The sequence below is a fragment of the Streptomyces jumonjinensis genome (assembly GCF_009600885.1).
GTDB classification, from domain to species: Bacteria; Actinomycetota; Actinomycetes; order Streptomycetales; family Streptomycetaceae; genus Streptomyces; species Streptomyces jumonjinensis.
Window position 1 is genome coordinate 1 of record NZ_VCLA01000078.1, and the last position, 25667, is coordinate 25667.

Annotated in this window: 21 protein-coding genes and 2 pseudogenes; 12 read left to right on the forward strand and 11 right to left on the reverse strand. The window is 69.7% G+C overall.

What is annotated here, in order from left to right:
• A pseudogene (locus FF041_RS37775) lies at window positions 1–3306 on the forward strand (hypothetical protein); the annotation flags it as partial.
• On the forward strand, window positions 3294–4049 hold the full coding sequence (locus tag FF041_RS09525) for a hypothetical protein (protein WP_153522000.1): 756 nt from the start codon (window positions 3294–3296) through the stop codon (window positions 4047–4049). The pseudogene FF041_RS37775 and the gene FF041_RS09525, both read left to right, overlap by 13 nt.
• Window positions 4050–4198: 149 nt before the next feature.
• Here FF041_RS09525 and FF041_RS09530 read toward each other — a convergent pair whose 3' ends face one another.
• From FF041_RS09530 to FF041_RS09540, 3 genes are all read right to left on the reverse strand, one after another.
• Window positions 4199–5284 carry a hypothetical protein gene (locus FF041_RS09530; RefSeq protein ID WP_153522002.1) on the reverse strand — a complete coding sequence of 362 codons (1086 nt, stop codon included), beginning with the start codon at window positions 5282–5284 and terminating at the stop codon, window positions 4199–4201.
• A 219-nt stretch (window positions 5285–5503) separates the two neighbouring features.
• Complete coding sequence (locus FF041_RS09535) at window positions 5504–5881, reverse strand: hypothetical protein (protein WP_323391522.1); 378 nt, start codon at window positions 5879–5881, stop codon at window positions 5504–5506.
• Between the two features lie 324 nt (window positions 5882–6205).
• Window positions 6206–6739 carry an SRPBCC family protein gene (locus tag FF041_RS09540; protein WP_153522004.1) on the reverse strand — a complete coding sequence of 178 codons (534 nt, stop codon included), beginning with the start codon at window positions 6737–6739 and terminating at the stop codon, window positions 6206–6208.
• A 138-nt stretch (window positions 6740–6877) separates the two neighbouring features.
• Between FF041_RS09540 and FF041_RS09545 the strand changes: the two genes are divergently transcribed.
• Both FF041_RS09545 and FF041_RS09550 read left to right on the forward strand, forming a co-directional pair.
• A complete protein-coding gene (locus tag FF041_RS09545; protein WP_153522006.1) occupies window positions 6878–7483 on the forward strand; it encodes a TetR family transcriptional regulator in 606 nt (201 codons plus the stop codon).
• A 72-nt stretch (window positions 7484–7555) separates the two neighbouring features.
• Window positions 7556–8209, forward strand: a complete 654-nt coding sequence (locus FF041_RS09550; protein ID WP_153522008.1) for a maleylpyruvate isomerase family mycothiol-dependent enzyme — start codon at window positions 7556–7558, stop codon at window positions 8207–8209.
• 171 nt (window positions 8210–8380) lie between these two features.
• On the opposite strand, the gene FF041_RS09555 is transcribed toward FF041_RS09550, so the two are convergent.
• Window positions 8381–9724: an MFS transporter gene (locus FF041_RS09555; RefSeq protein ID WP_153522010.1), complete on the reverse strand. Its 1344-nt coding sequence runs from the start codon at window positions 9722–9724 to the stop codon at window positions 8381–8383.
• Window positions 9725–9830: 106 nt separating this feature from the next.
• Between FF041_RS09555 and FF041_RS09560 the strand changes: the two genes are divergently transcribed.
• Window positions 9831–10634, forward strand: a complete 804-nt coding sequence (locus FF041_RS09560) for an AraC family transcriptional regulator (protein ID WP_323391524.1) — start codon at window positions 9831–9833, stop codon at window positions 10632–10634.
• A 122-nt stretch (window positions 10635–10756) separates the two neighbouring features.
• Here FF041_RS09560 and FF041_RS09565 read toward each other — a convergent pair whose 3' ends face one another.
• On the reverse strand, window positions 10757–11308 hold the full coding sequence (locus FF041_RS09565) for a BLIP family protein (protein WP_194291977.1): 552 nt from the start codon (window positions 11306–11308) through the stop codon (window positions 10757–10759).
• A gap of 374 nt (window positions 11309–11682) precedes the next feature.
• Window positions 11683–11927, reverse strand: a pseudogene (locus tag FF041_RS38890) (TetR/AcrR family transcriptional regulator); the annotation flags it as partial.
• Between the two features lie 605 nt (window positions 11928–12532).
• Here FF041_RS38890 and FF041_RS09570 point away from each other — a divergent pair.
• On the forward strand, window positions 12533–13855 hold the full coding sequence (locus FF041_RS09570) for a N,N-dimethylformamidase beta subunit family domain-containing protein (RefSeq protein ID WP_407698128.1): 1323 nt from the start codon (window positions 12533–12535) through the stop codon (window positions 13853–13855).
• A 221-nt stretch (window positions 13856–14076) separates the two neighbouring features.
• Window positions 14077–14568, forward strand: a complete 492-nt coding sequence (locus FF041_RS09575) for a hypothetical protein (RefSeq protein ID WP_228388110.1) — start codon at window positions 14077–14079, stop codon at window positions 14566–14568.
• Here FF041_RS09575 and FF041_RS09580 read toward each other — a convergent pair.
• From FF041_RS09580 to FF041_RS09590, 3 genes are all read right to left on the reverse strand, one after another.
• Window positions 14544–15218, reverse strand: coding sequence for a DUF305 domain-containing protein (locus FF041_RS09580; RefSeq protein ID WP_153522016.1), 675 nt, complete (start codon window positions 15216–15218; stop codon window positions 14544–14546). The genes FF041_RS09575 and FF041_RS09580 overlap by 25 nt on opposite strands.
• An 88-nt stretch (window positions 15219–15306) precedes the next feature.
• The gene (locus tag FF041_RS09585; protein WP_194291979.1) at window positions 15307–15492 is read right to left on the reverse strand and encodes a hypothetical protein; all 186 of its coding nucleotides are present in this window, start codon (window positions 15490–15492) and stop codon (window positions 15307–15309) included.
• Window positions 15493–15596: 104 nt separating this feature from the next.
• Window positions 15597–16112, reverse strand: a complete 516-nt coding sequence (locus tag FF041_RS09590) for a GNAT family N-acetyltransferase (RefSeq protein ID WP_153522017.1) — start codon at window positions 16110–16112, stop codon at window positions 15597–15599.
• Between the two features lie 513 nt (window positions 16113–16625).
• Here FF041_RS09590 and FF041_RS09595 point away from each other — a divergent pair.
• The 3 genes from FF041_RS09595 (at window position 16626) to FF041_RS09605 (ending at window position 21043) form a co-directional block, all read left to right on the forward strand.
• Window positions 16626–17312, forward strand: a complete 687-nt coding sequence (locus FF041_RS09595; RefSeq protein ID WP_323391527.1) for an ABC transporter ATP-binding protein — start codon at window positions 16626–16628, stop codon at window positions 17310–17312.
• Window positions 17309–19483 carry a hypothetical protein gene (locus FF041_RS09600; protein WP_153522019.1) on the forward strand — a complete coding sequence of 725 codons (2175 nt, stop codon included), beginning with the start codon at window positions 17309–17311 and terminating at the stop codon, window positions 19481–19483. The genes FF041_RS09595 and FF041_RS09600 overlap by 4 nt, the downstream gene beginning before the upstream one ends.
• A 174-nt stretch (window positions 19484–19657) precedes the next feature.
• Window positions 19658–21043, forward strand: a complete 1386-nt coding sequence (locus FF041_RS09605; protein ID WP_153522021.1) for a hypothetical protein — start codon at window positions 19658–19660, stop codon at window positions 21041–21043.
• Between the two features lie 50 nt (window positions 21044–21093).
• Here the strand turns inward: FF041_RS09605 and FF041_RS09610 are convergent, their stop codons facing one another.
• A complete protein-coding gene (locus FF041_RS09610) occupies window positions 21094–21729 on the reverse strand; it encodes a TetR/AcrR family transcriptional regulator (RefSeq protein ID WP_153522023.1) in 636 nt (211 codons plus the stop codon).
• 126 nt (window positions 21730–21855) lie between these two features.
• Between FF041_RS09610 and FF041_RS09615 the strand changes: the two genes are divergently transcribed.
• On the forward strand, window positions 21856–23268 hold the full coding sequence (locus tag FF041_RS09615; protein ID WP_153522025.1) for an amidase: 1413 nt from the start codon (window positions 21856–21858) through the stop codon (window positions 23266–23268).
• A gap of 204 nt (window positions 23269–23472) precedes the next feature.
• Window positions 23473–24288, forward strand: coding sequence for an inositol monophosphatase family protein (locus tag FF041_RS09620; protein WP_153522027.1), 816 nt, complete (start codon window positions 23473–23475; stop codon window positions 24286–24288).
• A 235-nt stretch (window positions 24289–24523) separates the two neighbouring features.
• On the opposite strand, the gene FF041_RS09625 is transcribed toward FF041_RS09620, so the two are convergent.
• The coding region (locus tag FF041_RS09625; RefSeq protein ID WP_407698129.1) for a WD40 repeat domain-containing protein at window positions 24524–25667 on the reverse strand (1144 nt) is incomplete at its 5' end.

Sequence of the window (25667 nt, forward strand, 5' to 3'; positions counted from 1 at the left end):
CTGAAGCGGGAGGTGTACCGCAAGAAGCGGTCGGTGGCCGGCTCGCACCCGCCCGCGCGGGCGGAGGCGGCAGCCGCGCAGAACGCCGCTCTGCCGCCCAGGGACGACGCGGAGGTCCAGGGCAAGACCGTCAACGCCGAGCGCATGAACGAGGCGAAGCCCAAGGAGTTCGACAAGGACGCCTTCATCAGGGCGGTCGAGAAGGCGATCGCGGACAAGGCGCCGAAGAATCTCGCCGAGGCGGACTCGTTCGCCGGCTCGGGCAAGGCCGACGAAGTCCGCGCGGAGGTGCACGGCGCGGTCGGCGCGGGCAAGGCGGACTCGGCCGAGCAGATCGCCGTCACGACCGCCGCGGCCCCGGACACCTCCGCGGCGGTGCCCAAGACGGTCGTCCCCCTGGTGGCGGACCGGCCGCCGGTATCTCCCGGCACACCCGATCCGCGGAACGCCGTCCCGGACCGGTTGCCCGCGTCGGCCACCGATATGTCCGCCGGGCCCGATCGGGTCAGGGGGCAGATGGTGGACGCGAAGATCACCGAGACCCAGTTGAAGCGGTCCGATGAACCCGCTTTCACCGAGGCGTTGAACCGTAAGAAGGCCGCCGAACGGCACTCCGCCACGGCCCCCGGGCGGCTGCGCGGACACGAGTCCGATGAGCTGCGGGCCGCCACCGGGCAGGCACAGCGGCTCGGCTCGGCCGCGATGGCCGCGATGGGTGCGCGGCGGGTGCTGGCGGGGCAGCAGGTCGGTGCGGGCAAGAGTGGCGCCAAAGGCCGGGACGAGGAGAAGCGGGCCCAGGTCACGGCGGTTCTGAACGGTGTCTTCGACACGATGAAGAAGGACGTCGAGGCCGTTCTGAGCGGCCTCGACAGGCTGGTCGACGAGCAGTTCGCCCGCGGCGAGAAGGAGGCCCGGGAGGCGTTCACCGCTGAGCACAGGCGGCGTATGGAGGAGTACAAGGACCAGCGGTACTCGGGCGCGACAGGCAAACTGCGCTGGGTCAAGGACCAGTTCGCCGGACTTCCCGCCGAGGCCGACAGGATCTTCGATCAGGCCCGTGACGGCTATCTCCGCCGGATGCGGCAGGTGATCTCCGATGTGGCCACCACCATCGGCGCGGAGCTGAACCACGCGAAGCGGCGTATCGCACAGGGCCGCACCGAGCTGCAGACGGCGGTGACGGGACTCCCGGCCGGTCTGCGGGCCATCGGCCGGCAGGCCGCAGCCGAGTTCGAGGGCAGATTCGACGAGCTCACCCAGTCCGTGGACGACAAGGGCACTCAGCTCGTCGACACCCTGGCCACCAAGTACACCGAGGCGCTCACATCGGTCGACGGCGAGATCGCCGCGGAGAGAGAGAAGAACAAGGGGCTCGTCGACAAGGCCGTCGACGCGGTCAAGAGCGTCATCGGCACCATCCTGGAGCTGAAGCGGCTGCTGCTGGCGGTCCTCGCCAAGGCCGCCGAGGCCGCCCTGCTGATCCTCGGCGATCCGGTCGGATTCCTGAGAAACCTGGTCACCGCCGTCGGCGCGGGGCTGAAGCTGTTCCTGAGGAACATCGGCCGGCATCTGCAGCAGGGCATCATGTCCTGGCTGCTCGGCCGGGCCGCCGAGGCCGGACTCCAGCTTCCGGCGAAGTTCGACACCCGTGGCGTACTCACCATGCTCGCCGGAGTGCTGGGCCTGACGTGGCCGTCCATCCGGGCCCGGATCACCCGGCGGGTTCCGGAACGCGTGGTCGCGGCGGCCGAGACCGCGGTGCCGCTCGTCGCCGAGGTCCGCAGACGGGGCGTCGCGGCCCTGTGGGAGGACCTGAAGGCACGCGTCGGCGACCTGCGCAAGAACGTCGTCGACAAGGTCATCGAATATGTGACGCCGACGATCGTGATGGCCGGGATCACCTGGGTGCTCTCCCTGCTCAACCCGGCCTCGGCATTCGTCCGGGCCGTCAAACTGATCATCGACTTCGTCACCTTCGTGGTGACCCAGGCCCGCCAGATCATCGACTTCGTCAACGCCGTACTGGATTCGGTCGTCGCCATCGCCAAGGGCGCCACCGGCGGAGTGCCGGCCATGGTGGAGCGCGCCCTCGCCCGCTCCGTCCCGGTGGTTCTGGGCGTCCTGGCGGCGGTGCTGGGGGTCGGAGGGATCGCCGCCAGGGTCAAGCAGATCGTCCAGGCCATGGCCCGGCCGGTCAACCGGGCGGTGGACTGGGTCATCGACAAGATCATCGGTCTGATGAAGAAGGCCGGAGCCCTCTGGACGAAGCGGCGGGGCACAGGCGGGGACCCGGCCGGAAAGAACGGGGACCGGGCCGGAAAGACCGAGGAGAACCAGCGGAAACGGCTCGACGCGGCACTCCGGGCAGCGGTCGCCGCCGTTGACAAGTACCGCGGTCGGCCCGTCGCCGGGAGTCTTCTCCGGCCGCTGCTCGCGACCATCCGTCTGCGGTACCGCCTCTCCGAGCTCCGGCCTGTCGAGAACGGGAGCACCTGGTCCGTCTACGGCCGGATCAACCCCGAGGACAAGGCTCCCACTCAGGCGCAGACCGATGCGAAGGCCACCGGCATGCTCGCCGCGTACCGGGGAATCCACTTCAAAACCACCTGGGACGACGACGCCTACCGGGAGGCGTTGAAGAAGGACCTCGTGGGCAAGCCCACCTTCAGCGCCGCCGCCATGCGGATGGCGGGAAGCACCAAGCCCGATGGATCCGATGTTCCGGAGAGCGAGCTGCTGGCCAAGGCCCAGATCATCGCGGCGACGGTGGAGAAGACGAAAGACCCCAGATCCGTCGAGCGATGGTGGCGGAGCTCAGGAAAACAAGTATTCGAGAGCGAATATCTGGCGCTGCTGCAGCGCTACATCAATTCATATAAAGCGTTCGCCAAGGAGGTCAAGAATCCGAAAATCGGTGGCACGTTCATGGACATTCCCTTCATCTCAACGTCGAAGAATTCCCATCATTCCGCCCGCTACGCCAAGGGAGAGAAATTCACTGAAGCGCACGAGAAGCGCACCAGCGGCGTTGTCGGCCGGCTCTACGTCTACCTCTTCAGCGTGCAGGACATCCAGAAGCAGGACCCTGCGAACATCGCGCAGATCGCCGGCACGAAGATCAAGCTGAGGGCACGCCTCATCAGCGAGGGAGAAGTCACCTTCTCCGGTAGCATCCCCGGCGGGAACCTGGTCTCCCAGCATGACGCCACAGCGACGGAGAGCTCCGATCAACTGGGCGACAAGGCCAAGCAGGACGCGCGCAACAGGGCCGAAGCCCAAGGAGGTCTCAAAGAGTGGCTGCCGTGACCCCGGACGGCTATGTATCCCAGGTCATCGACGGCGCCGCCGGCCTGGTCGCACCGGATGGACCGCGCCGTCGGGCCGCCCCGGAGGACCGGTTCGCCGAATCCTTCTCCCTCATCCGGGACAGCGTCGCCTGGCTGGCACAGTCACGGCGAGCCAGAAGCATCGATGAGTCCCTGTCCCAGGCGTATGAGATCTCCCTGGAAATCACGTCCTCTCTCTACGCGGCAGGCGCCGATGGCCACGCATGGCGTAGCTGGTCGTCACTGGCCTCCTGGGGGTACGCCCTGCGGGGAGACGTCTCAGGAGCAGTCCCCTATGCGGTACTCGGCGGGAGTTGGGGACACCTCGAAGGGCTTCAGGCGGCTCCGCACCGTCAACCGCTGCCGGAGAGGGTTGTCCGCAATCTGACACTCGGTGCCGAAGCGTCTTTATCCGGCCCCGAGCACGGTGCCGAAGCGCCTTTGCCCGGCCCCGAGAACGACGACGACATCGACGGGGCCTGGCTGAGTCTTGCCGTCAGCATCCCCCGGAAGGACCACCGGAGGACCGAGGAATCACTCCAGGCGCTGGCCGATTTCTGGATCCTGGAGGACGAAGAGTGGGATGTCTTCGCACTGCGCGGCTATCCGTGCTTCGACCCCTGTGTCTGCGCTGCCGCGGCACTCGCCCGGCGCGACGGTTACCGCCCCCGGGAACTCACCCATGACGCTCGCCGTTTCCTCGGCCCGGGCCTTGCCCCGTAGCGTCCGGGCCTGACGCTCTCGGTGCGTCTCGGAGCTGAGCGGGGAAGGGATACGCGGTGAAAGCGCCGCGCCCCCGCCCTCGGCCGTCCCCCGCTCCGGGCGCGGAGGGCGGCGCGGCAGCTCTCATCCAGCGCTGTGGAGCGCGCTCGTCACCCCGTCCAGACGACGACATTCGAGGTGACGCCCAACGCGACGACCCAGTACCGGCCGGGAGCCTCCATCGGGAAGGCGCCGAACTCACGGGTGCCGTCGGCCCGGATGGTGTGGGTTCTCCGGTCGTACGGACCGTCGGTGTCGTCGGTGTCCGTGTACGCATAGATCGTTACGTCCTCGTCCGGCTCGAAGCCGGTCAAGTTGACGTTCATCTCGTTGCCGTGTCCCCGGACGATGAAGATCTCCCTCGATGCCTGGTCGGCCGTCGCGGACGTGGAGGCGGTCTCCCGCGGTGCCGGCGGCCTGGGAGCGGGTTTCCTCGACGACTCTGATGGTGACGGTGACGGAGACGGCCTCGGCGTGGGTGTGGTCTTCTCGCTCGGGCTCTCCAGGCCGCTCGGGGTGCGGGACGGCAGCCGCGGGGGTGTTTTCGCGGGAGTCACGGAAGCGGAGTGGGACTTCGACGCGCTCAGTCCATCGCCTTGCCTGGTCGTGGGTTTGCGGACGTTCTGATGGTCCGGCCGCAGCGGGATGAGCGTCCCGACGACGACGGCGACCACCACCATCACGACCAGCACCCCGAGCAGGACTGCGGCAGGGTTTCTGCCTCGGTTTACGCCCAGGACCTCGCCCAGGCGGTCCAGTTCCTCTGCGCTGACATCGAGGTCCACGGTGATGAGCCGCAGCACTTCGTCGCCCTCACCCGGGAACGCGCGAGACGGCAGTGACGGCAGTGACGGCACGGTGCGCTTCCGCGGGCGGATCGGGGCCTCTGTAGGGTTCGGAGCGGTCCGCTCTGTCCGGGCGTGCCGACGGGCCCAGTTCTCGGCACGCCGCTCGGCGGCCTGCCGCAACCGGTTGGCCCGTTTCTTGTCCGCTCTGGCCCGCTTCAGCTCCGTCTCGGCCAGGCGCAGCCGCTCCCGGAGCCGGCCCCGCTCGGCTCGGATGTCCCGCAGGCCCTCCTCGCCCGGCGTCAGTCGGCCGTCGAGCTGCCGCAGGCGGGTCTCCAGCGAATCGATGGCCTCCAGCAACCTCCACACCAGCGCCGTACTGAAGCGCTCGGCGTCGTTCGCGTCCATCACGAGCTGCACGATGCCGGTGTTGGCGAAGCCGCCTGGCCCGGCCTCCGCGTTACCCGTCTCCCTGACCTGCTGACTCGATGTCCCGTTCGGCGACTGGACCGGTGCCGGCTCCCAAGCCGCACCGGCGGATCCGACCACGTCGCGTCCCGGGGCCGCGGGGCGACGTTCGCCGGGCTGGTTCTTCTTCGTTGTGCGACGCCTCGTCACGTCTTGGGCCTGTCAGCGGCAGTAGACACCTGAGCATGCGAAGCCGCCGGGGCCCTCCGCGGTCGCGTCCCCGGACTTCTCGACCCGGACCGGCCTGCCCTCGGCACGGCTCCCGCGCACGATGCCGGTGACCGCCTCGCCTCCGTCACCCGCGCTCGCCTTCCCGGTATCGATCGCGGCATCGGCGACCTCCGTCGAACCGAGCTCGGCGGCGGCCGGAGAGGTGAGCAGACTCCATGCCAGAGCGATGACTCCCGTGGTGCCCTGAACGGAAGCAGCCGCCAGCTGTCCGCCATCCGGACCGCCGAGCAGCCAGTACAGCGGCGTCGAGACGATCGCCACCGCGGCGCTCGCCATGATCACGACCTTCACGCCCTTCGGCACGAGCACACTCTTCTCCCCCAGCAGGTCAACGATTGGGCAGGCGAGCCCGGTAGCCCCAACTGCCGATGCCCGGCGCCCGCCGCGCCCCGTCGATTCCCACGGTGGCCTGACACGGATCCCTCGACGGCGGACGAGTACGAGACAACACCTCTAACGACCCCCGGCCGGTGAGGTGACGCTCGCCGTCCGCCCCGGCCCCCGACCCCGACCCCGACCCCGCTCAGGCTTCCCACGTCCCTCCGCCTGTTCAAGCCGGAGCACGACATCTTCGAAACCATGTGGGCTCATGTCGGGGGCCGCCCTTCCCTCCGTGCCTTCCCCGGTATGCGCTCAAGCCTGGTCCCGATAGAGGCGCTCGGCCTCCGCCTTCATGCCTGTGATGCCCCTGGCGGTGTAGTGCCGCCAGATGAAGTGCTTCAGCAGGCGGGCGCCGAGCTTGCTGATGAGGTTGTTCCTGGGCTTGATCCAGTATCGCCAGGTGACTTCGGTCCGCCCGTCCGGCGTCGCGGAGTAGAACAGGTTGCCCTGCCAGAATTCGAAGATCGGCATGGGCGGGAGATAGCCGTAGACATAGTGGTGCGCGGCGGGGTCGCGCTTGAAGATCGTCTCCGTGATCGTGCTGCCGTCCGTCATCGTGTAGACGATGGTGGACCCCTCCTCGGGGAAGTCCGGGGTGACAACCCAGTCGGCGGCGCCGGGCAGACCGCGATAGGGCCGCATGATCCTGCTGATGTCCAGGTTCCTGGGCAGGTTCTCCCAGACGAAGTCGAGCGGGGCGTCGATGACCGCGGTGTTCGTCACGACGTAGGTGGGGTCGACGGGAAGGTCGGCCGACATTTCCTGGATCTGCTGAGGCGTGAGCATGACGTTCTCTTCTCTCGGCGCGTCGTCGGAGTGGGGCCCCTGGCAGCGGAGCCCCACCAAACCAAACGGTTCGGTATGACCATAGGATGCGTCGAGCCGACAGTCAAACGAAACAGTTTGGTTTGGTAGTCTGGCGGTATGCCTGCCTCCAACTCCGCCGACTCCACCCGCGACCGGATCGTCGACGCGGCCAAGACCGAGTTCTCCCGGTACGGGATCGCCGGCGCGCGCATGGACCGCATCGCCAAGCAGGCCCGTACCAGCAAGGAGCGCGTCTACGCCCACTTCCGCAGCAAGGAGGCGCTCTACACCTTCGTCGCAGGCCGCGAGCTGGCGCTGATCACGGAAGCCACCCGGATGGACCCCACCGACCTGCCCGGGTACGCCGGACGGCTCTTCGACTACTTCACCGAACACCCCGAGCGCTTCCGGATGATCGGCTGGGGGCGCCTGGAATTGAACGATGCGACGGCCGCCGACGACGAGCCCACCCGCGCAGCGGGCGCCCGTAAAGTCGAGCAACTGCGCAGAGCCCAGCAAGCCGGTCACCTCGATCCGGCCTGGGACCCCGTACACGTCCTCGCCCTCGTCAACCAGATCGCCACCACCTGGATCGCCCAGACCGAGATGGCCGATATCGCCCGCCAGGCCGGAGGCGCCACCGACGCCACCCGCCGGGCCGCCGTAGTCCGCGCGGTCCAGCAGATCTTCCCTCCGGCCGGCACCGCCCTGGACGGCTTCTGACCACGCCTCCGCAGTTGCCCGGCGCATGCACGGGGCTGGTGAGCGGTGCGCCCCATGCGGTTGGCTGGGCGCATGGACACCAGACGTGACCCCGAGCTGCCCGGTCTCCTCCTCCGTACCGAGAGGGACGCCCTGATTCCTCTTCTGCGCTCCCGGCCCGGCGGCGATTTCGCGATCGGGACGTGCTGTACGGGCTGGACCGTGCGCGATGTCCTCGCGCACTGCTCGGCGGCGCTCATGAGAGTGGTGGAGGGCCGGTTCGAGAAGGGCGTCTTCTCACCGGAATCGAACGACCGGGACATCGCGGAGCGCGCCGACTGGCCGGACGGGCGGATCGTCGACGAACTGGAGCGCGGTATGACCGAGGCCGGGCCGGTGATCGCGGCGGCCGGACACGGGAAGCTCGACGTGATCGCGTTCGGGGAGTGGGTCCACGCCGGAGACGTACGGGAGGCGTTCGGCGAGCCGGGCGCGTACGAGGGCGACGGTCTGCCGCATGTCCTCGCCCTGCTCGGAGGGCTGACCAGGGCCAGCGGGGCACACCCCCTGCTGGCCCGGCTCGACGGTCATGACACCCCGTTCGTCCTGGGCGCCGACAGCCCCGAGCCCGCCGTCTACACCGGGGCCGCGGCGACGCTCGTCCGGCTGCTCACGGGCCGGGCGGTGACCGGGGCGCGGTACGAGCTGACCGGCGCGGAGGAAGCCGATCTGGTCTTTCTGACCTGAGCCGGAACCCTGTGCGCGCTGACCTGAGGCGGGACCCTGTGCGCGCTCGCCGCCGGCCGCAGGGGCCCGTACGCCCGTGCCGTTGTGCGGGCGTGGGTGGAGCTCCCCGCGGCCTCAGCCGCCGCCGTCCCCGGATCACGCGCCTCCGTGGACGAGCGGCGTCCGTCCCCGTCAGGTACGGGTGCCGCGGGCGCCGGCCGCGGACCCTGAGCGGCGGGCGGCCCTGGCGTCGCTGTGGCGTGTCGCCAGGGTGACCAGTACGGCCACGCCCACGGCGCCGCCCACCTGTTGGACGGAGCTGAGGAGGGCCGAGCCGAGGCCGGCGTTCTCCCGGGTGGTGCCGGTGAGCGCGGCCACCGTCAGGGTGGGCAGGCTCAGGCCGCATCCAAGGCTGCTGACGAGCATGCCGGGGAGCACTCCGGACGCGTAGCCGTCGCCCGGTGCGATGCCGGACAGCAGAAGCATCCCGGCCGCGCTGATGACGAAGGATGTGACGAGGGTCGGGCGGATCCCGAGCCTCATCACCGCGTGGGAGGAGAGCCACATGCCGATGAGGATTCCGGCACCGTAGGGCAGGTAGGCGACACCGGCCTTGAGCGGGCCGTAACCGAGCACCGTCTGCAAGTGGATCATCAGCAGGAAGGCCATCGCGAACATGGCGACGGAGAACAGCAGGGTCGCGCCATGGGCGACGGCGCGGGTCCTGGAGGCGAGGAACGACAGCGGCACCAGTGGCTCCGCCACGTGTGATTCGACCGCGAGGAACGTGACGGCCAGCACGGCGGCAAGGGCCAGGGGGCCGAGTACGGTCACCTCGCTCCAGCTCGACTCCCCGGCCTGGAGCAGCCCGTAGACCAGAGCCAGGACCGCGCCGGTGCCCAGCGCCGCGCCGGGAACGTCCAGGCGGGCCGTGTGGGTGGCCCGGCTCTCGCCGACCAGCCGGGGAAGCAGCGCCAGGGCCAGGGCCGCCACGGGCAGGTTGACCAGGAAGATCCAGCGCCATGAGGCGAGGTCGGTCAGCGCGCCGGAGATCACCAGGCCCACCGTGGCGCCGAGACCGGCGATGCCGCCCCAGATGCTGAGCGCCTTGGCGCGCTCAGCGGTGCCGGGATACAGAAGGGTGATCAGTGACAGCGCGGCCGGGCCGGCCATGGCCGCGCCCGCGCCCTGGACGAACCGTCCCGCCACCAGGTGCCAGGGCTCCTGGGCCAGCCCGCAGGCGAGGCTCGCAGCGCCGAACAACGCCACGCCGCTGAGGAAGACGCGCCGTCGGCCCAGCAGGTCGGCAGCGCGCCCGAAGAGCAGCAGAAGCCCGCCGAAGGCGAGGAAGTACGCGTTGACGACCCAGGTCAGGCCCGCGGCGCTGAAGCCGAGTTCGTCCCGGACACTGGGGAGCGCGACACTCACCACGGTGTCGTCCAGGACGAGCATGAACTGCACGAGGCACAGCACGACCAGAGCCGGGCCGCGCCGGGTGGACACATGGCGCGATATACGGGGGTGGGGTATAGGCATGAGTCGACGCTACGGACGGCTCCCCGCTGGCCGCAATGCACGACGGGGCCACACCACATCGCCCTGGGGACACGGGACTTCGACGACACGGCCTACGCTGTGCCATGTGATCGAATCCGCCGCAGGGGCCGTACCGCCGGGGATCGGCGCTATCGTCGTGGGGAACTTCCCCCTGGCGGCCGGGCAGTGGATCGAGGCGCACAGCCATCCGCAGCACCAATTGGCCTGGACGCGACGCGGCGTCCTCAGCGTCGCCGTCGACGACGCTTACTGGGTCCTGCCGCCCACCCGGGCGCTGTGGCTGCCCGCCGGGGTCGTCCACCGGACCGGCGCCACCCGCGACGCGGTGCTGTGCAGCCTCTACCTCGAACCGGACCGGTGCGGCCTGGACTGGACGGAGCCCACACCGGTCGGCGTCGACGGGCTGCTGGCCCACCTGATCGCCTACCTCAGCCGGGACGGCCTCGCCGACGACGCGCGGCTGCGCGCCGAGGCGGTCGTACTGGATCTGCTGCGTCCCCTGCCGGCCATGCCCATAGACGTGCCGCGCCCCGTCGACGCACGCGTATCGGCCGTGGCCGACGCGCTGTTGGCCGATCCGGCGGACCGGCGGAGTCTGGAGGCGCACGCACGGGCCGTCGGCGTGAGCCGGCGTACCCTGACGCGGTTGTTCGTCCACGACACGGGCATGAGCTTCGACCGCTGGCGCACCCATATGCGCCTACGGGCCGCCCTGCCTCTCCTGGCCGAAGGCCAGTCCGTGTCCCGGGCCGCCCGCGCCGTGGGATACGCGACCCCGAGCGCGTTTCTCGCGGCGTTCCGCCGCACCGTCGGCACCTCTCCGGGGCGCTATCTCCATGGGGACGCCGAATTCGAGGCGCCTGATACGAGCGCGATTCGAAGTATCTGATACGAGCGCGCTGACGCCGGTCGGGGAGCCGGGTCCGCGGCACAGCGCGGCCGGCCCGGGTCCTTCACCCCGGCAGGCGAAGGACCCGGGCGGCGAGCGCCGCACCATACATGCCAGGCATGTCAGGTGAGAATGCTCTTGTGTTTGTCGGTCAGCGCTCCATTGGTGAACCAGAACCACGCGCGCGGCGCGTGCGGCCCGGGCTCAGCGGCGCACATGTACTCCCGCTCGTACCGCTGCTTCGACGGGTAGAAGGGGTACGCCTCGCCCTTGAGCACACAGGAATCCTTCGACACGGCGAGCCAGAGCTGTTCCTCCGTCATGCCCACCGCCACCTTGTCGTACTGGGCAAGCGTGATCGACGGCGTCTTCACCTCAAAAATGCCCTCGTGCCACTTCCGGCTCAGCTGCCCGGCCCTGGTGAACTCGAATGAGGCGTGAGGGCCGTTGAGAGGATCCTTGGCAAAGCATTCGAGGCTGCTCTCCGTGGCCCAGCAGGACTGCGGGCCGCCACCGGCGGCCAGGGCCTGCTCCACCGTCATGCCGAACTGGATCTGGTTGTAATGCTCGGGTGTGAACCCCGAGGGCTGCGCCTGCGTGTTCGTGGCCGTACCGACCACCGCGACGGCCGCCGCGGCCAGTGCGACCAGGGGCCGCCACGCCTTCTTCAACATCCGGGACATCCTTCCCTCCACCTGGTGAAGTGTGCGCGGCCCATCCTGAACGCGAACGGTCTCCGGGAGATCTCTGCCCCCCCGCTCCGGCGGCGCCCAGCCCGGGGAGGGTGGACGGCGCTCGGATTCCAGGCGGTCTGCGGGAGCGATACGGCGACGGACGCGCGGGGTGTTCTCGCCAAAGGCGGCGCTATTCAGCCAGGCGGGCCGGGCGGTATTCCGGGGAGCTGCGCAGCCAGTTCACCCGGGGCCGTTCCGCCTCCCCCGCCTCATCATTACGAGCTCGTCACCAGCCGGTGGTTTGTTCATCCGGGGTGTAGGGGTTGAGGTGGTGTCCTCTGCTGACGGCGTCGAGCAGGGCCTCCTGCATGACGGAGGAACAGCTCATCCTTGGCCGCGACGTAGCGATAGAGGGACCTGGTCGAAACCCCGAGTTCCTGGCGACACGGCCCATCGAGACCGCGGCCAGGCCCTCTGACAAGGCGAGTTCCACGGCGACGGTGACGATCCGGTCGATGGTGAGTCCCGGTTCGCGTCCCTTCGCGGGGCGCTCGCGCAACCCTCATGCCGATTCGACGCCGGCGGGCAGCCAGCTGTCCGCGGCGTCCTCATCGCTCATGCCTTTCGCTCCTCGCCGTGTTCTGTCTTGACGCCACCCTGGTAATGCGTACGCCTTACGCAGTAACGCGTATGGCATACGCAGAAGGGTGACCTCATGCTCCCCCGTTCCTCGCACCCCCGCGCCCCTCGCCGTCTTCGAGTCCCCCGGCCCGAACGGCGTCGGCAAGAGGGCCGGCGTCCGGAAGCACACGAGATCCGGGCCGACAGCAGACTCCGCTCAAGCTCTGAGGTCCGTGCGCACGTGTGGCCTCCCTCAGGTGGCCCGGCTGGGGGTGTCGCCTCAGGATCGTCCTGACCGGCGCAGCAGGAAGCACAGGACGGACAATGCACGACGAATCGTTGGGCTCCGGCCACCCGCGGAGAGACCAGGACGGCTGTGACGGTTGGGATCGCAGGCAGTTCCTCAGTGTGGTCACGGCAAGCGCTACCGGCTCCGCCGTCGGAGCGGTGACCGGCTGTGAGTCCACAGCGGGCAGAGCTCCTGGCACCGCCCCCGGCCATGGAACAGAGAGCCCGACAGCCGCGGCGGACCGGCAGGGTGATCACGACTGGCGGATCTGGTCGCAGGGGCCGCCGGAGGCGATCGAAGGCTACACCGACAAGGTGAGTGTGCTGCCAGGTGAGGAGTTGGGGTTGTACGTCTCGACCACCGCACCCGGCTTTCGCGTCGCGGCCTACCGGATCGGCTGGTACGGCGGAGCTCAGGCGCGTCTCCTGTGGCGATCCGAGCGTATGCCGGGGCTGCGTCAGCGCCCACCGCGCATCGCGGGCACCACGCGGACCGTGCGGGCCGACTGGAAGCTCTCCGCGACGGTGGACACCAGAGGTTGGCCCGAGGGCGCCTACCTGCTCAGGCTGGACGCGGAGAACGGCCACCAGCGATACGTCCCCCTGATCGTCCGCTCCACGAGCGCCAGGGGCAGGACCCTGCTGGTTCACGCGGTCGCAACCTGGCAGGCATACAACAAATGGGGCGGGTACAGCCTCTACACGGGCGAGGACGGCAGATACGGGACCCGGTCCCTCGCCGTCGGCTTCGATCGGCCGTACGACAAGAACGGCGCCGAGAAGTTCATGGTCTACGAGCGCGCCGCTGTGGTCCTCGCGGAGCGGCTTGGCATCCCGCTGGCGTACACCACTGGTGTGGACCTTCACCAGGCTCCGTCGGTACTCCGGGGGGCCAGTGCCATGATCTCCCTCGGCCACGACGAGTACTGGACACCGGAACAGCGCCACCACGTCACCCGGGCACGTGACGCGGGCACCAATCTGGCCTTCCTCGGGGCCAACAGCTGCTACCGCCGAATCAGGCTGGAACCGGGGTCGTCGGCCGGTGCGGCATACACGGTCGTCTGCTACAAGAGCGACTTCCGTGACGATCCCCACCTCCCGGGTCATCCTTCCCTGCCGACCAATGACTTCAGGTCGCCGCCCGCCGCCGACCCGGAATCGTCCCTGACCGGCGTCTTCTACGAGGGCTATCCCACGGACGCACCGTATGTCGTCCACAACGCGAACCACTGGATCTTTGCGGGTACGGGGGTGAAACCGGGCGACGGCTTCGACCATCTCGTCGGCGTCGAATACGACCGGGTCACTCCGGGCGCTCCCACTCCCGCGCCGCTGGAGATCCTGGCCCACTCACCTCTGGTCTGCAAAGGTCGGCACAGCTACGCGGACTCCGCGTACTACACCGCGCGCAGCGGCGCGGGCGTGTTCGCCACCGGGACCATGCGGTGGGTCGAGGCACTCATGGCAGGCACCCGGGAGAACGGCCGCAACCATGGCATGGACACACGCACCGGAACCTTCGTCACCCGCACAACCGAGAACCTGTTGCGCGCCTTCGCGACCGGCCCGGCCACTCGGACGATGCCCGTGCCGAAGGACAACACAGCGAGTGTCTACGGATACACAGCGCCCTGAAGCACGCCAAGACAATGCCTTATTTCCCACATCGTCTCGTGCGAAAGCCTGCCCGAATCCGGCAGCAGGAACGTCGTGCGTTCAGTACATCTGAAGCTGGGCCCGTCTGCCGCAGTCCATCAAGCCCAGTCGCAGAGCACGAGCCGTACCGGCTCATGCTACGGCACCCCCGGTGGGGCTACCTCACCCCAATCGAGCGCACCTTCTCCTCGATCAGCACCTTGTTCTGCCAGCACGTCGCCGGTTACGTCGGCTCCAACGTCACCCGTCGCGGCCAGGACGTCGAAGCCGTCTGGACCATCGCGGAACTTGCCGACCTCTTCCAGGAATGGGTCGTCGTCTGCTGGCAAACCCGGCCCCACGACGGGTTGCGCAGCCCCTTCCTCCCCGGCCGGGTCCTGTCGCCGAACGACGTCTGCATGCTGTCGGTCTCCCGCTCGGGACACCTCTCGGTCTGCCTGAGCGGAGATGACTGCATCGAACTGCTACCGATCGAGTGGCGGAAGATCAACGACTACGGGATCACCATCGGCTACCGCACCTACGACTGCCGGGAGTTGGGCCCCTACCGGCGTCAGCGCGGGATGTCGTACAGAAGGCGCGCACAGCTTCTCTGCTGGGGAAGGCCGAGAGGCCGGCCGCTGGGTACCGGAAAGAGGTACCCAGCGGCCGGCCCGAGGGCTGGAATTCAGAGCCTTCCGAGGATCTCGTAGAACTGGTCGATCTCGGCGGTCTGGTTCTTGACCACGTCGTCGGCGAGCTCCTTGGCGGTGGCGTTCTCGCCGTTCTTCTGCTCGTCCTCGGCCATGGTGACCGCGCCCTTGTGGTGGTCGATCATCATCTGCGCGAACTTCCTGTCGAAGTCCGTGCCCTCGGCGGCCGTCAGGTCCGCCATGTCCTGCTCCGTCATCATTCCGGACATCCCGGACCCGTGCGATGAGCCGGAGCCGTGGCCCATGCCGGGCATGCTGTCGGCCGACACGGGCTCGCCCCATGCCGTGAGCCAGGACTTCATCTTCTGGATCTCGGGGTCCTGAGCCCCCGCGATCTGGGCGGCGAGCTTCTTGACCTCCGCGTCCTGGGCGCGGCCTTCGGCGAGCTCGGACATCTCCAGGGCCTGCTCGTGGTGCGGGATCATCGTCTGCGCGAACATCACGTCCGCGTCGTTGAACGCTCCCGGTGCCGGGTTCTGCCCGGCAGGCGCGCTCGCCGTGGTGGACGCCTTGCTTCCGTCGTCCACGCCGTCGGTGCCGACGAAACCGGCGACTGCCAGCCCTGCGGCGGCGTCGGTGCCGACGATGGCGATACGGCGACGGACGCGCGGGGTGCGCGGGGTGCGCGGGGTGTTCTTGCCGACTGTCATGGTGAATCCTCGTGCTGTTCTGTCGTGCGGAAAGAATGCTGAACGGGGAGCGCGGGCAGGAAACAGCGCCCGCGCGACGGCGTTCGGCCTAAATCCGCAGGATCGACAGTTGAGCGAGGTCCGGTCTGCGCGGCGGAGGGTTGGCGCGCAGGGTGGCGACCGCGTCCTTGCGGAGCTTCACCAGCCACTCCGGCCTGCGGCTGAGCGCCGCCCAGAGGAGGCCGGCGATCATCCAGGTCGTGAGAACGGCCAGACACAGGTCGTCCACGTCCATCACCGGGCCCACCGGCGCCGGCCGAACGGGTCGCGACCGGACTCCGGGGCGGCGGGGTGGCCGTGCGGGGGAGGGCATGCCCTCCCCCGCACGGCCGCGGGCTGTCAGATGCCGAAGGGGGCCGCGTAACGGACGGTGCCGCTGGGCAGCGGGTGGGCGTCGTCCAGGGTCATGGCCATCATGGCCTCGTCCGGGACCTCGATGGTCAGACCGATGCCGTGGACGGAGGCGCGGCCGAAGCCGAAGCGCGGGTAGTACGCCGGGTGTCCGAGGACGGTGACGTAGCGCTCGCCCATCTCCTTGGCCGCGGTCAGGGCGGCGCGGATGGCGGCCGAGCCGGCGCCGCTCCTCTGGTACCCGGGCCGCACCGCGACGGGGGCCAGGCACAGGGCCGGGGTGTCGTCGATGTGGCAGCGGGTCAGCAGGGCGTGGCCGATGAGTCCGCCGTCGTCGTCGGTGGAGACGAGGGACAGGCCGTCGATCCAGGAGACGTCGGCGCGCAGGGCGTCGACGAGGTCGGCCTCCAGCGGCGTCTCGAACGCGGCGAGGTCGATGTCGCGGATGGCGGGGATGTCGGCGCCGGTCTCGGCGCGGGTGATCCAGTTGCTGTGTGTACGCATGACGGGATGAATCCGTTTCATGGTGAGGTTCGTGCGGAGAGCGCCTCGCGAGCTCACGCTCCCAGCGAGGCGGGAATGACCTGGGTCAGACCGTCGCCCGGGACGTGAGGGGGGTCCGGGCGCTGCGCGTCGCAGTGGCCTTGAGCTCGGCCATCAACCCCACCTCCCTTTCACTCCCAGCTGTGATCAGCACGAACCCGTAAAATCTACCACATGGCCCGCGCGGAATCTTTCCGCTCCCATCGCGGGGTGATCGCGGAGTCAGTTTCGGCCATGCGACATGGGACGAATCAACCAGACCCGCAGGAGATCTCGGACAAACCCCTGGCCAGGAAGGCGTCTCCCGCCAGACGCTTCCCATTCCAAGCCATATGAATCCGATGCACAGAAATAAATGAACAGGATTCCGTTTGACGGGAAACATGGTTCATGGAAATGTAAAGCCCGTTCCATGGAGGGAGAGACAAAAGGGTCTCGCATACGTCTCTCCGCTGACATCGATGGGAGACATGCGTGACACCACCAACCGCTCTGCCTGTGCTCGATGTCAGCGATATCGCCTACTCCGTCGCCGATCGCGCTCTGCTGTCCGGGGCCGGGCTATCCCTTCCCTCCGGGAGTTCCGCTTCCGTCATGGGGCCGTCGGGTAGCGGAAAATCGACGTTGCTGATGTGCCTTCTGGGCCTGATCCGCCCCATGGCCGGCACCATCACCATCGCCGGAACCGATATCACCGGACTCTCGGCGAAAGCCCTGACGGCACACCGCCGGAAACATATGGGCATGGTCTTTCAATTCGGTGAGCTCTTACCCGAGCTCACGCCCGTCGAGAATGTGATGCTCGCCGCTCTGCTGTCCGGCGAGGCGGCCGACGCGGCCCGCGATCGGGCCGAAAGCCTTCTGGCCGAGCTCAATGTGTCCACCAGCGCCGCCACCGGCGCGCTGTCCGGCGGGGAGCGGCAGCGCGTCGCCGTGGCCCGCGCTCTGGTCAATGAGCCGACGGTGCTGCTGGCGGACGAGCCGACCGGTTCTCTGGACAGTGAGCAGCGCGAGGCGGTGGCGAATCTCCTGTTCGCGATGCCCCGCTCGCATGGCTGCGCCTTGGTCGTCGTGACCCATGATGCGGGAGTGGCGGCCCGTGCCGATGTTCAGCTGCGTCTCGTGGACGGCCGGCTGATCCGTGTGGAAGGGCTGCGATGAGCAGTTGGGTGCTGCGGCGTCAGCTTTTGCGTATGGGCAGGGCGGCGGCGTGGGCTGCGGAGGCCGGCAGGGTGCGGTTCTTCGCGCTCTTCGCGGCGACGTTCGTCGTCACCGTGGCTCTGGCGGGTTTCGCTCTCGCCGTGGCGTCGTTCGACGGGCGTACGGAGCGGAGCGCGGACCGGTGGGCGCAGATCGCCCGGCCCGCGTCGGGGGAGGAGGCTGAGCTGCTGTGGCTTCCCACGATCGCGAGGTCGGAGGACCGTCAGTACGACGTGGTCTATGTGGAGCCGTTGTCCGCGGACGCCCCGCTTCCTCCGGGGGTGAGTCACTGGCCCGAGCCCGGTGAGGTTCTCGTGTCTCCCGCGCTGAAGAATTCAGATGTGGGGGCGGGCGAATTCGGCCGGGTCGTGGGAACCATCGATCCCGGAGGGCTTGAGGCGCCCGGCGAGTACTTCGCCTATGTGCGTCCGACCGCGGATCTCCTGAGCTCCAAGGAAATGATCAAAGTGTCCGGATTTCATTCCGGGCTAGAGCAGATGCCGCCGCTGGGCGAGCACTTGTACACCTTGGGGTTCACGGAGTTCCTCTGGCTGTACGCAACCCTGATAGGGCTCCCGGCTGTGCTGTTCGTGGTGATCGCGGCGAGGGTGGGGGCTGCCGCCCGGGACCGCCGGACCGCCGTTCTGGCCACGCTGGGAGCCTCGTCGGGCGCGCGCCGTTGGTTCGCTGTCGGGGAAGCGGCCCTTCCGGTGGCGTTCGGCGGCATTCTGGCGATGGCGTCCATCGCGCCGGTGTTGGTGGTCGACGTGCCGCTGCCGGTGGTGGATTTCGTCCTCTATGCCCCTGATGCCCGAACGGTGACGGCTCAGTTGGCGATGGCGGCCTTGGGTGCGCCGGTGGCGGTGGTCGCGGCTGTGGTGCTGTTGCAGCCTGCCTACAAGCCCGGAGGCTCCACCCGTCCCGCCCTCCGAAGGAGACGCGGGGAGTGGATGCTGTGGCTCTTCCCTGTGGCGCTTTTCGGCACTGTCCGAGGCGGTGACTTCCTCCCTCTGGAGCTGCGGCTCTCCGCCCTGGCCGCCGGATCCATCGTCACTCTCGCCCTGCTTCCCGGTGTCGTCGGCGCTGTCGTGGCCGCCGCGGGACCGGCGATGGCGAGGGCGGGAGCCGCCCGGGGTCGAGCCGGGCTGCTGATCGCGGGCCGCCGTCTGGCCGCCGGGCCTCGCCCGGTCACACGGCTGGTCGCCGCGCTCGTCATCGCCATCGGGTTGGCCGGCCAAGGCCAGATCATGGTCAGCCTCTTCACCGAGATGACTCAACGGGCCGACAGCATGGCGAGCCGGCTGGGGACGAGTGCCCTAAAGGTCACCGCGACGACGCCCACCTCCCCCGCCAGGGTCGGGAGTTTCCAGAGAGAACTGGGAGCGGGCATGCGCGTACTGCCCCTGTGGATCCGGCCCGACAAGGGAAGGATCGATATCGTCGCGGATTGCGCCGACCTCAAGTCTCTCAAGATCCCCTGCAAGACCACCCCCGTCGACATCAGGGCCGCGGAAAACGGTGGACTGAATCGAGCGATCGAAATGGAGAACGCCTCGGGGACGCGCGTTTTTGCGCGTACGGGGCATGCCGAGAAGGTGATATCCGAGACCAGCAGGCCGTCCTTTCTCGTCTTGGCCGACGATGGGAGACAGCTGTCGATTTCGGCGGCACGCAAAGCAGCTAATACCGAATTGGCGATGGCGAACACAGTGCACGTATTCGGCATGAATGGAATCGGAGGCGGTGGTGCTCCTCTCATCGCCGAGAGATGGCTTGAGCTTCTCTCGCTGTCAGGCATTTCAGTGATCGCGGTCGTCGCCGGAATCGGGGCAATGTCCCAGTTCATTCGAGCGGGCGGAGAGATGAGCCCGGTCTCCGTCATATCAGGGAACCGGAAGGTGTACTACACGGTCTCCGCCTGGTCGATACTCACTCCGGCTCTGGTCGCCGTGCTGGCCGCGGTGGTCGTCTCCTGGTCCATCACCACCCCCCTGCCGGCCAGCGAGGGAAGCAGGATGGAAACGCTGGCGACCGTCGGCGCGGCAGGGTTTGTCTGCGCGGCCGTGATGGCCCTCTGGGGAGCGCGCACCGCGGCTGCCGCCGCTGCCGCATGGCGGCCGTCCGGTGGGTGACCGATGCCGGTGGGGCCCTCGCCCGCGTGAGCAGGGATCGCCTCTCCTTACTGTGCGCACCGGCCCCCTCTGTGCGTACCGGCCCCGTCGGAGACATCGCGAGATCCCAGCGCCCAGCGCGGGCATCCCCTGTCGGGCTGTGGCCCTACGTGACATGATCGGCCCCATGACCGCATGCCCCGCTGCGAAGGGCGGCCACCGCCCCGTACGGTGAAATGGCTCGACGAGGCCGTGGCCTCCGGCACCGCCGCGACACCCGACCACCCCTCACGCGGCGCGATCTTCGACGCGATACGCACGGACCGTGCCGGCCCCGTCGCGGTCCGGCTCCTTCAGCTCACCCACGCCGACGACCCTTCCGTACGCCGTGCGGCCATGGACCTCCTCCAGAGCTCCGCAGGGGGCGAGGCCCCCTGGCCCGCGGCGGCCGAGGCGGCGCTGGCCCGCCTCACCGACCCCGATGAGCAGGTGCGCCGCCGGGCCGCACGGCTCGTCGTATACGCGGGACGGCGTGACCTCGCGCTCACAGCCCTCGGCGAACTCGCCGACCCGGTGGTGCGTACCGTCCTGGCCGACGCGCTCGGCGCCTCCGCCGCACATCTGCGGGCCGATCCCCTGGCATCCGTACGCTTCCTCGCCCATCTGGAGACCCTGCGAGCCGCCCCTCCCGGACAGTGGCCCGCCCTGGACGCGGCACTGCTCGCCGACGCCCGGGACGCCGCGCGCCATCTGGAGGACATCGGGCACGCCTGGGGGCGGGTGCTTCACCGTCTGGGACGCGAGCGCCACACGTACGCCCTCGTGGCTCGCCTCCTGGCCGACCCCGCCACCCGGGACACCGGCGCCGCTCTCGCCCGCGAGGCGTGTCACGACTGGCGGGCGGCCCCGGTCGAACTCCTGCCTCTTCTCGTCCGTCACAGCGGGCGGGAGGTCGGCCCGCGCCTGGCGGAGGCCCTCACCACCGCCTCGATCTCGAAAGCCGCCATGCGCGTGCACGGCGCTCTCGCGGCCACCGTCCCGTTCACGCCGTATCCCGCAACCCGTCGGTCCCGTAGCGGCCCGTCCCCGTCGTACGACGGTCCATCCGCCGCTGCCGTCCTGGCGGCCAAGCCCATGGGCATCGGCCGTCTCGGGCATGCCCCTGAGATCTTCGGAGCTCTGCTGGACGCGGGCCCGCTGACGTTGCGGCAGGCCGCCCAGCTGTACAACCTCACCTTCCGCCGGCCGGGCCGGACGCAGGCGGTGTGCGCACCGTTGTGGCTGCGGCACGCGGGTCCCGCCGCTCTGCCCCGTCTGCTCGCCCATATGACGCCGTACCTGGGTGAGTACGATGTCGGCGAGTACTACCTGGAGGGTCTCGCGGCGATGGGGCGCCAGGCCCTGCCGGCGCTGCCCGCGGTGACCGCGCTGATCGGCCGGCGTACCCGTATCCCCGTCAACAGCTCCACCCGGGACGGCGAGACGGCGGTGGACGAGTGTCTGCTGGCAGCCGCGCTCGACGCCCGCCGTGCGATCCTCGGACGCGGCTCCATGACCACCGGCCCCGCCACGAACCGGTGAACGCGGATGCGGAGAAGCCGTCGCAGATGAACGGTCGGTCACACCGGCCGTCACAGCCGAACGGGGGCGCGCTCCCAGAGGCCGGTCAGGTGGGTGTGGAGGACGTCTTGCGCCTCTTGCGGAGTGAGGTGGCCGATGAGGACATGTGCGGTGAGGCCGTCGGCGAGCGCGAGGAGGGTGCGGGCCTCGCGTCGCGGATCGCGGGGCGCGGCGCGGTCGGCGTCCTCACCGCCGTCCTCGCCGCCGTCCTCGCCGGCTTCGGAGACGAGCTGGGTGAACGCCTCTTGGAGGGCCGCGTAGTTCGCCCTCAGCGGCACGGCGAGCGCCTCGCTGACGGCCGCCTGGGCGACGAAGGCGAGCCAGACCCTGGCCTGGGCGCGGTGCTCTTCCCGGAGCAGTGAGATCTCGGTGGCCGCGTGACCCAGAGCGGTACGGGCCGACTGGGCCGGGCTCCTGACGACGCGGGCCCTCACCCGCTCGGCGATCTGCTCGCCGATGTGCCCGAGAGCGAACACGAGCATCTCTTCCTTGGTACGGAAGCACCGCTGCACGGCGCCCATCGACACCTGCGCGCGGGCGGCGACATCGCGAAGCGTCACGCCTTCGAGCCCGCTTTCGTCAGCGAGGCAGCAGACGGCCTCGGCGATGAGCCGGCGTCGGCTCACATGGTCCACCTGCCTGGGCATGCCCGGCCGCCTCCCTGTTCACAGCGCTCCGTTCTCCTCATCGCACTTTATGCGATGCGCCTGCATCGGTTCCAGGATACGGTTCCGATGCAAGCGCATCGAAACATGAACGGGGAAGGACGGGCCATGCAGGACGCCCTGTGGAAGATGCCGGCCGCCGCGCAGGCGGAGGCCGTGCGCAGCGCGGATGTCTCGGCTGTGGAACTGGTCGACAGCCATCTGGATCGCATCGCCGAGGTCAACCCGCGGGTCAACGCGGTCACGCAGCTCCTGGCGGAGCGCGCCCGCGAGGCCGCGGCCCGGCTGGACCGTCGGCGGGCCGCCGGTGAGACGCTGGGTCCGCTCGCGGGCGTGCCCTTCACGGTGAAGGAGAGCACCGCCGTCGAAGGCGTGCCGACCACCTTCGGCACGGAGCGCTTCCGCGATCTGGTGGCACCGGCCGACGCGCCCCCGGTGGCCCGGCTGCGCGCGGCCGGGGCCATCCCCATCGGGCACAGCAACATACCCACCCTGATCCTGGCGGGGATGCACACGCGCAGCGAGCTGTTCGGCGACACGGTCAACCCGTGGGACCGCGGCCGGACCCCCGGCGGCTCCAGCGGGGGCGACGCGGTGGCCGTCGCCACGGGCATGGCGGCGCTCGGGCTCGGCAACGACTCAGGTGGATCGGTGCGCGTCCCGGCCCAGTTCTGCGGTGTGGCCGGGCTGAAGCCCTCTACGGGCCGGTTCCCCGCGGACCATCGCGTGCTCGGCCCGGACGACCCCGGCCCCGCGTCCCAGATGCTGGTCACCGACGGCCCGCTGGCCCGGAGCGTGGGCGACCTCCGGCTGGCGTACGAGGTGCTGGCCGGGACCGATCCGCGAGACCCGCGGGCCGTGCCGGCGCCCGTCCGGGGCGAACCGCTTCCCGGGCCGGTGAAGGTCGCAGTCGTGGCGGATCCTGGCGGGCACGGCGTCCATCCCACGGTGCGCGGAGCCGTCGCGACCGCGGCTGACGCGCTCCGCGACGCCGGATACGACGTGTGCGAGGTATCGGACGTACCGCGGATGGACGAGGCCCTTGAGGCTTACAACCGGATCACCGTGACCGAGTTCGCCCCGGCCTGGCCGGCGGTGCGCAAGCTGCTCGGCAGCGGCGGGGACCGCTATATCGGGATGGCGATGGAGCGGACCCCGCCCGTGAGCGCGGAGGAATTGATGAAGCTGATGGGCGTCTGGATGAACATCCGCCGTTCGTGGGCCGAATTCCTCGACGCGTACCCGCTGTTGCTCGGGCCGGTCTTCACCGAACCGCCGGTCGAGCCCGGGCTGGAGTCGCGCGACAGGGCGGGGCGGGACCGTGTCGGATCGGGCATGCGGCTGTGCACCGTGACCAGCTTCGTGGGCGTTCCCGGTGTGGCCGTGCCGACCGGCGTGGCCGAGGGGCTGCCGTCCGGGGTGCAGATCGTCGGGCGCGCGTTCCGGGAGGATCTGTGCCTGGCCGCGGCCCAGGCGGTCGAGGACCGGCTCGGCGTTCTCGCACCGATCGACCCGCGCTGAGGAGGTCGGACCGCCTGAGCCCGCACTCCGCCGCGTGGCGCGGGGCCGGTCATACCCCGGTCGTACCCCGGTCGTACCCCGGTCGTACGCCGGTCGTACGACCGGGGTACGACCGGGGCGGACGGGCGGATCGACGCCGTCGCCCCGGACGACGGACGACGGCGGCCAGAGCCTGCTGGAACGGGCCGCGACTACCCTGCGCACATGCTGATCACGAACACGGAATCCGACGCGCGACTGGCTGTGACCGCCGCACTGGCGGGAGCGGCCGTCGTCCGGGACATGTACGGGACCACGCTGGCGCGGTACGAGAAATCCGCCGGCGACTTCGCCACGGCCGCGGATCTCGCGGCGGAGAAGGCCGTCCTCGGCGTGCTGCGAGCCGCCCGGCCCGACGACGCCGTGACGGGAGAGGAGAGCGGCCACACCGGCGCGGACGGCGCGGAGCGCAGATGGCTGGTCGATCCCTTGTGCGGCACGCTGAACTACGCCGTGCACACCATGCTGGTCGCGGTGAACGTCGCCCTGCGGGTGGGGCCGCGCATCACGGCGGCAGCGGTCGCCGACCCGTTCACCGGCGAGGTGTTCTGGACCGACGGCGAGCGCGCCCGTCTGCGAAGAGGCGGCGCGGATGAGGCGCTGACCCCGTCGCCCGGTTCCCGGCTGGTGGACGTCAACCTCGACCCGCCGTTCCCCAACGCACCGGGTTTCCGGGCGGTCCGCCTCCTCGCCGACCCGGAGTTCGCCGAGCACTTCCGGCCGCGGGTCGTCTCCACCACCCTGGCCGTGGCCTGGGTCGCCGCCGGCCGAAGGGCCGCATACGTCACCGACGGGCACGTACACGACAGCGTGCATTTCGCCGCCGGGACAGCGATATGCGAAGCCGCCGGCTCTGTGGTGACCGGCATCGACGGTCAGCCGCCGCACACCGGCGCGGGCGGACTGATCGTGGCGGCTGACCAGCGGACGCACGCCGCGCTGCTGGACATGGTCGAACACCAGGTCCGGGCCGGCCGATAGGACGGCCTCGCCCGGCGGTGGAGCCCTCCCGGCCGGAGGGCTCCACCGGGTGGACGACAGCCGGGCCCTGGGTGACTCACCCCGCGGATCCGAGGGGAGGCTGCGGGGGACGGCCGATGCGCCCCGGGCGTCCGCAGGGGCGGACGCCGCACCGCTGGGGCGCGATCGGCCCCGGTCGCCCCAGCGGGCCGGGCGGCCCGGAGCACACCGCAGCCTGCGTTCCCCCTGACGGGGGTTACGAGCACAGCGGTCCCCGGTACGCCCCGGGCGGCACTTTGCCCTCCGCGGCGGCCGGGAGCTTCTCAACGCCCAGAATCCGGCAGAGGCGCATCATCTGTTCCTCGGGCCGCGTCCCCGTCGCGGATCGTGACGGCGACGCCGAGACACCGGGTATGTCCCCCGGCTGCGGGAGCCTGCTCCACGCGCCGGCGTCCCCGCCGGGTCCGACGAGGGCGATCATCCCGAGACCGACGAGCACCGCGGCCGGCTCGCCGTCCTCCGCGCCCAGCAGGTCCACCTTCTCCCACGAGCCCCCGATCCGGGTCACCAGGTCGCCGGCGGTCCGGGCCGTCCCGGGAGTCAGACTGTACATACGCACGGGTCCCCCCGCGGTGGCCACGGTGACGCCGGACGGCACATCCTCGGTCCGAACCCGCTCCCGGCTCAGGCGTTCTCCGCTCGGCAGCGCATGGACGGTCAGCGTCGTGGTCGCTTTCAAGCCGTCCGCTCGCACCTCCACCATCGCCAAGCGGGTGCGATCCGGGCTGATGTCCGTTGCCGTGATGCCGCTGGACGGACTTGTCCACCGGAGTATGACCCGCTGCTTCGGCGCCTCCCCGCCGAGATCCCAGAGCTTCACCACGCCACGCGTCCTCTGGCCGTCCAGCTGGTACTCCTCGCTCAGGGTGAGAAGGCTTCTGCCGTCCGAGTGCACCCACATGGCGTCGATCGACTCGCTGGGGCCTGGCAGGATTCTCCGGATCCGGCCGTCGGCGAGATCCCATACGATGAAGCGGCCCCCCTGACCGTAGAGACCTGTCTGGCCGATCAGCGTCTTGTTCCCGGGCGAGAAGGCGAACCGCGCATACTGGGTCGGCATAACGACGTCCGGCATGTCGGGCAGGTCGGGCAGCTTCAGGCCAGGGAGAAGTTCGTTGTCGAACTCCGGGGGCGCGTCCCCTTCCTGAGGGCGCTCAAGTTCCACGGTCTTCCCGCTCGTGGTGTCGTACAGGAGGGCCGGCGCCCCTCGTACGTCCCGTGCCCGGTCGTCCGGGAGCGAGGGAGCCATGGCCACCAGGGAGCCGTCCTCACTGACCGCCATGGTGTCGACTTCTCTCCCGGTGGTCAGGCGGACCGTCTTCGAGCCGTCGCGGCGCCAG

What these genes read in the sequence shown, in the direction of transcription:
- FF041_RS09540 (WP_153522004.1), bottom strand. Translation starts at nt 6,739, where the DNA reads ATGCTCACGCCTCAGCAGATCCAGGAAATGTCGGCCGACCTTCCCGTC.
- FF041_RS09545 (WP_153522006.1), top strand. Translation starts at nt 6,878, where the DNA reads ATGCCTGCCTCCAACTCCGCCGACTCCACCCGCGACCGGATCGTCGAC.
- FF041_RS09550 (WP_153522008.1), top strand. Translation starts at nt 7,556, where the DNA reads ATGGACACCAGACGTGACCCCGAGCTGCCCGGTCTCCTCCTCCGTACC.
- FF041_RS09555 (WP_153522010.1), bottom strand. Translation starts at nt 9,724, where the DNA reads ATGCCTATACCCCACCCCCGTATATCGCGCCATGTGTCCACCCGGCGC.
- FF041_RS09565 (WP_194291977.1), bottom strand. Translation starts at nt 11,308, where the DNA reads ATGTTGAAGAAGGCGTGGCGGCCCCTGGTCGCACTGGCCGCGGCGGCC.
- FF041_RS09580 (WP_153522016.1), bottom strand. Translation starts at nt 15,218, where the DNA reads ATGACAGTCGGCAAGAACACCCCGCGCACCCCGCGCACCCCGCGCGTC.
- FF041_RS09585 (WP_194291979.1), bottom strand. Translation starts at nt 15,492, where the DNA reads ATGGACGTGGACGACCTGTGTCTGGCCGTTCTCACGACCTGGATGATC.
- FF041_RS09590 (WP_153522017.1), bottom strand. Translation starts at nt 16,112, where the DNA reads ATGCGTACACACAGCAACTGGATCACCCGCGCCGAGACCGGCGCCGAC.
- FF041_RS09600 (WP_153522019.1), top strand. Translation starts at nt 17,309, where the DNA reads ATGAGCAGTTGGGTGCTGCGGCGTCAGCTTTTGCGTATGGGCAGGGCG.
- FF041_RS09605 (WP_153522021.1), top strand. Translation starts at nt 19,658, where the DNA reads ATGCCCCGCTGCGAAGGGCGGCCACCGCCCCGTACGGTGAAATGGCTC.
- FF041_RS09610 (WP_153522023.1), bottom strand. Translation starts at nt 21,729, where the DNA reads ATGCCCAGGCAGGTGGACCATGTGAGCCGACGCCGGCTCATCGCCGAG.
- FF041_RS09615 (WP_153522025.1), top strand. Translation starts at nt 21,856, where the DNA reads ATGCAGGACGCCCTGTGGAAGATGCCGGCCGCCGCGCAGGCGGAGGCC.
- FF041_RS09620 (WP_153522027.1), top strand. Translation starts at nt 23,473, where the DNA reads ATGCTGATCACGAACACGGAATCCGACGCGCGACTGGCTGTGACCGCC.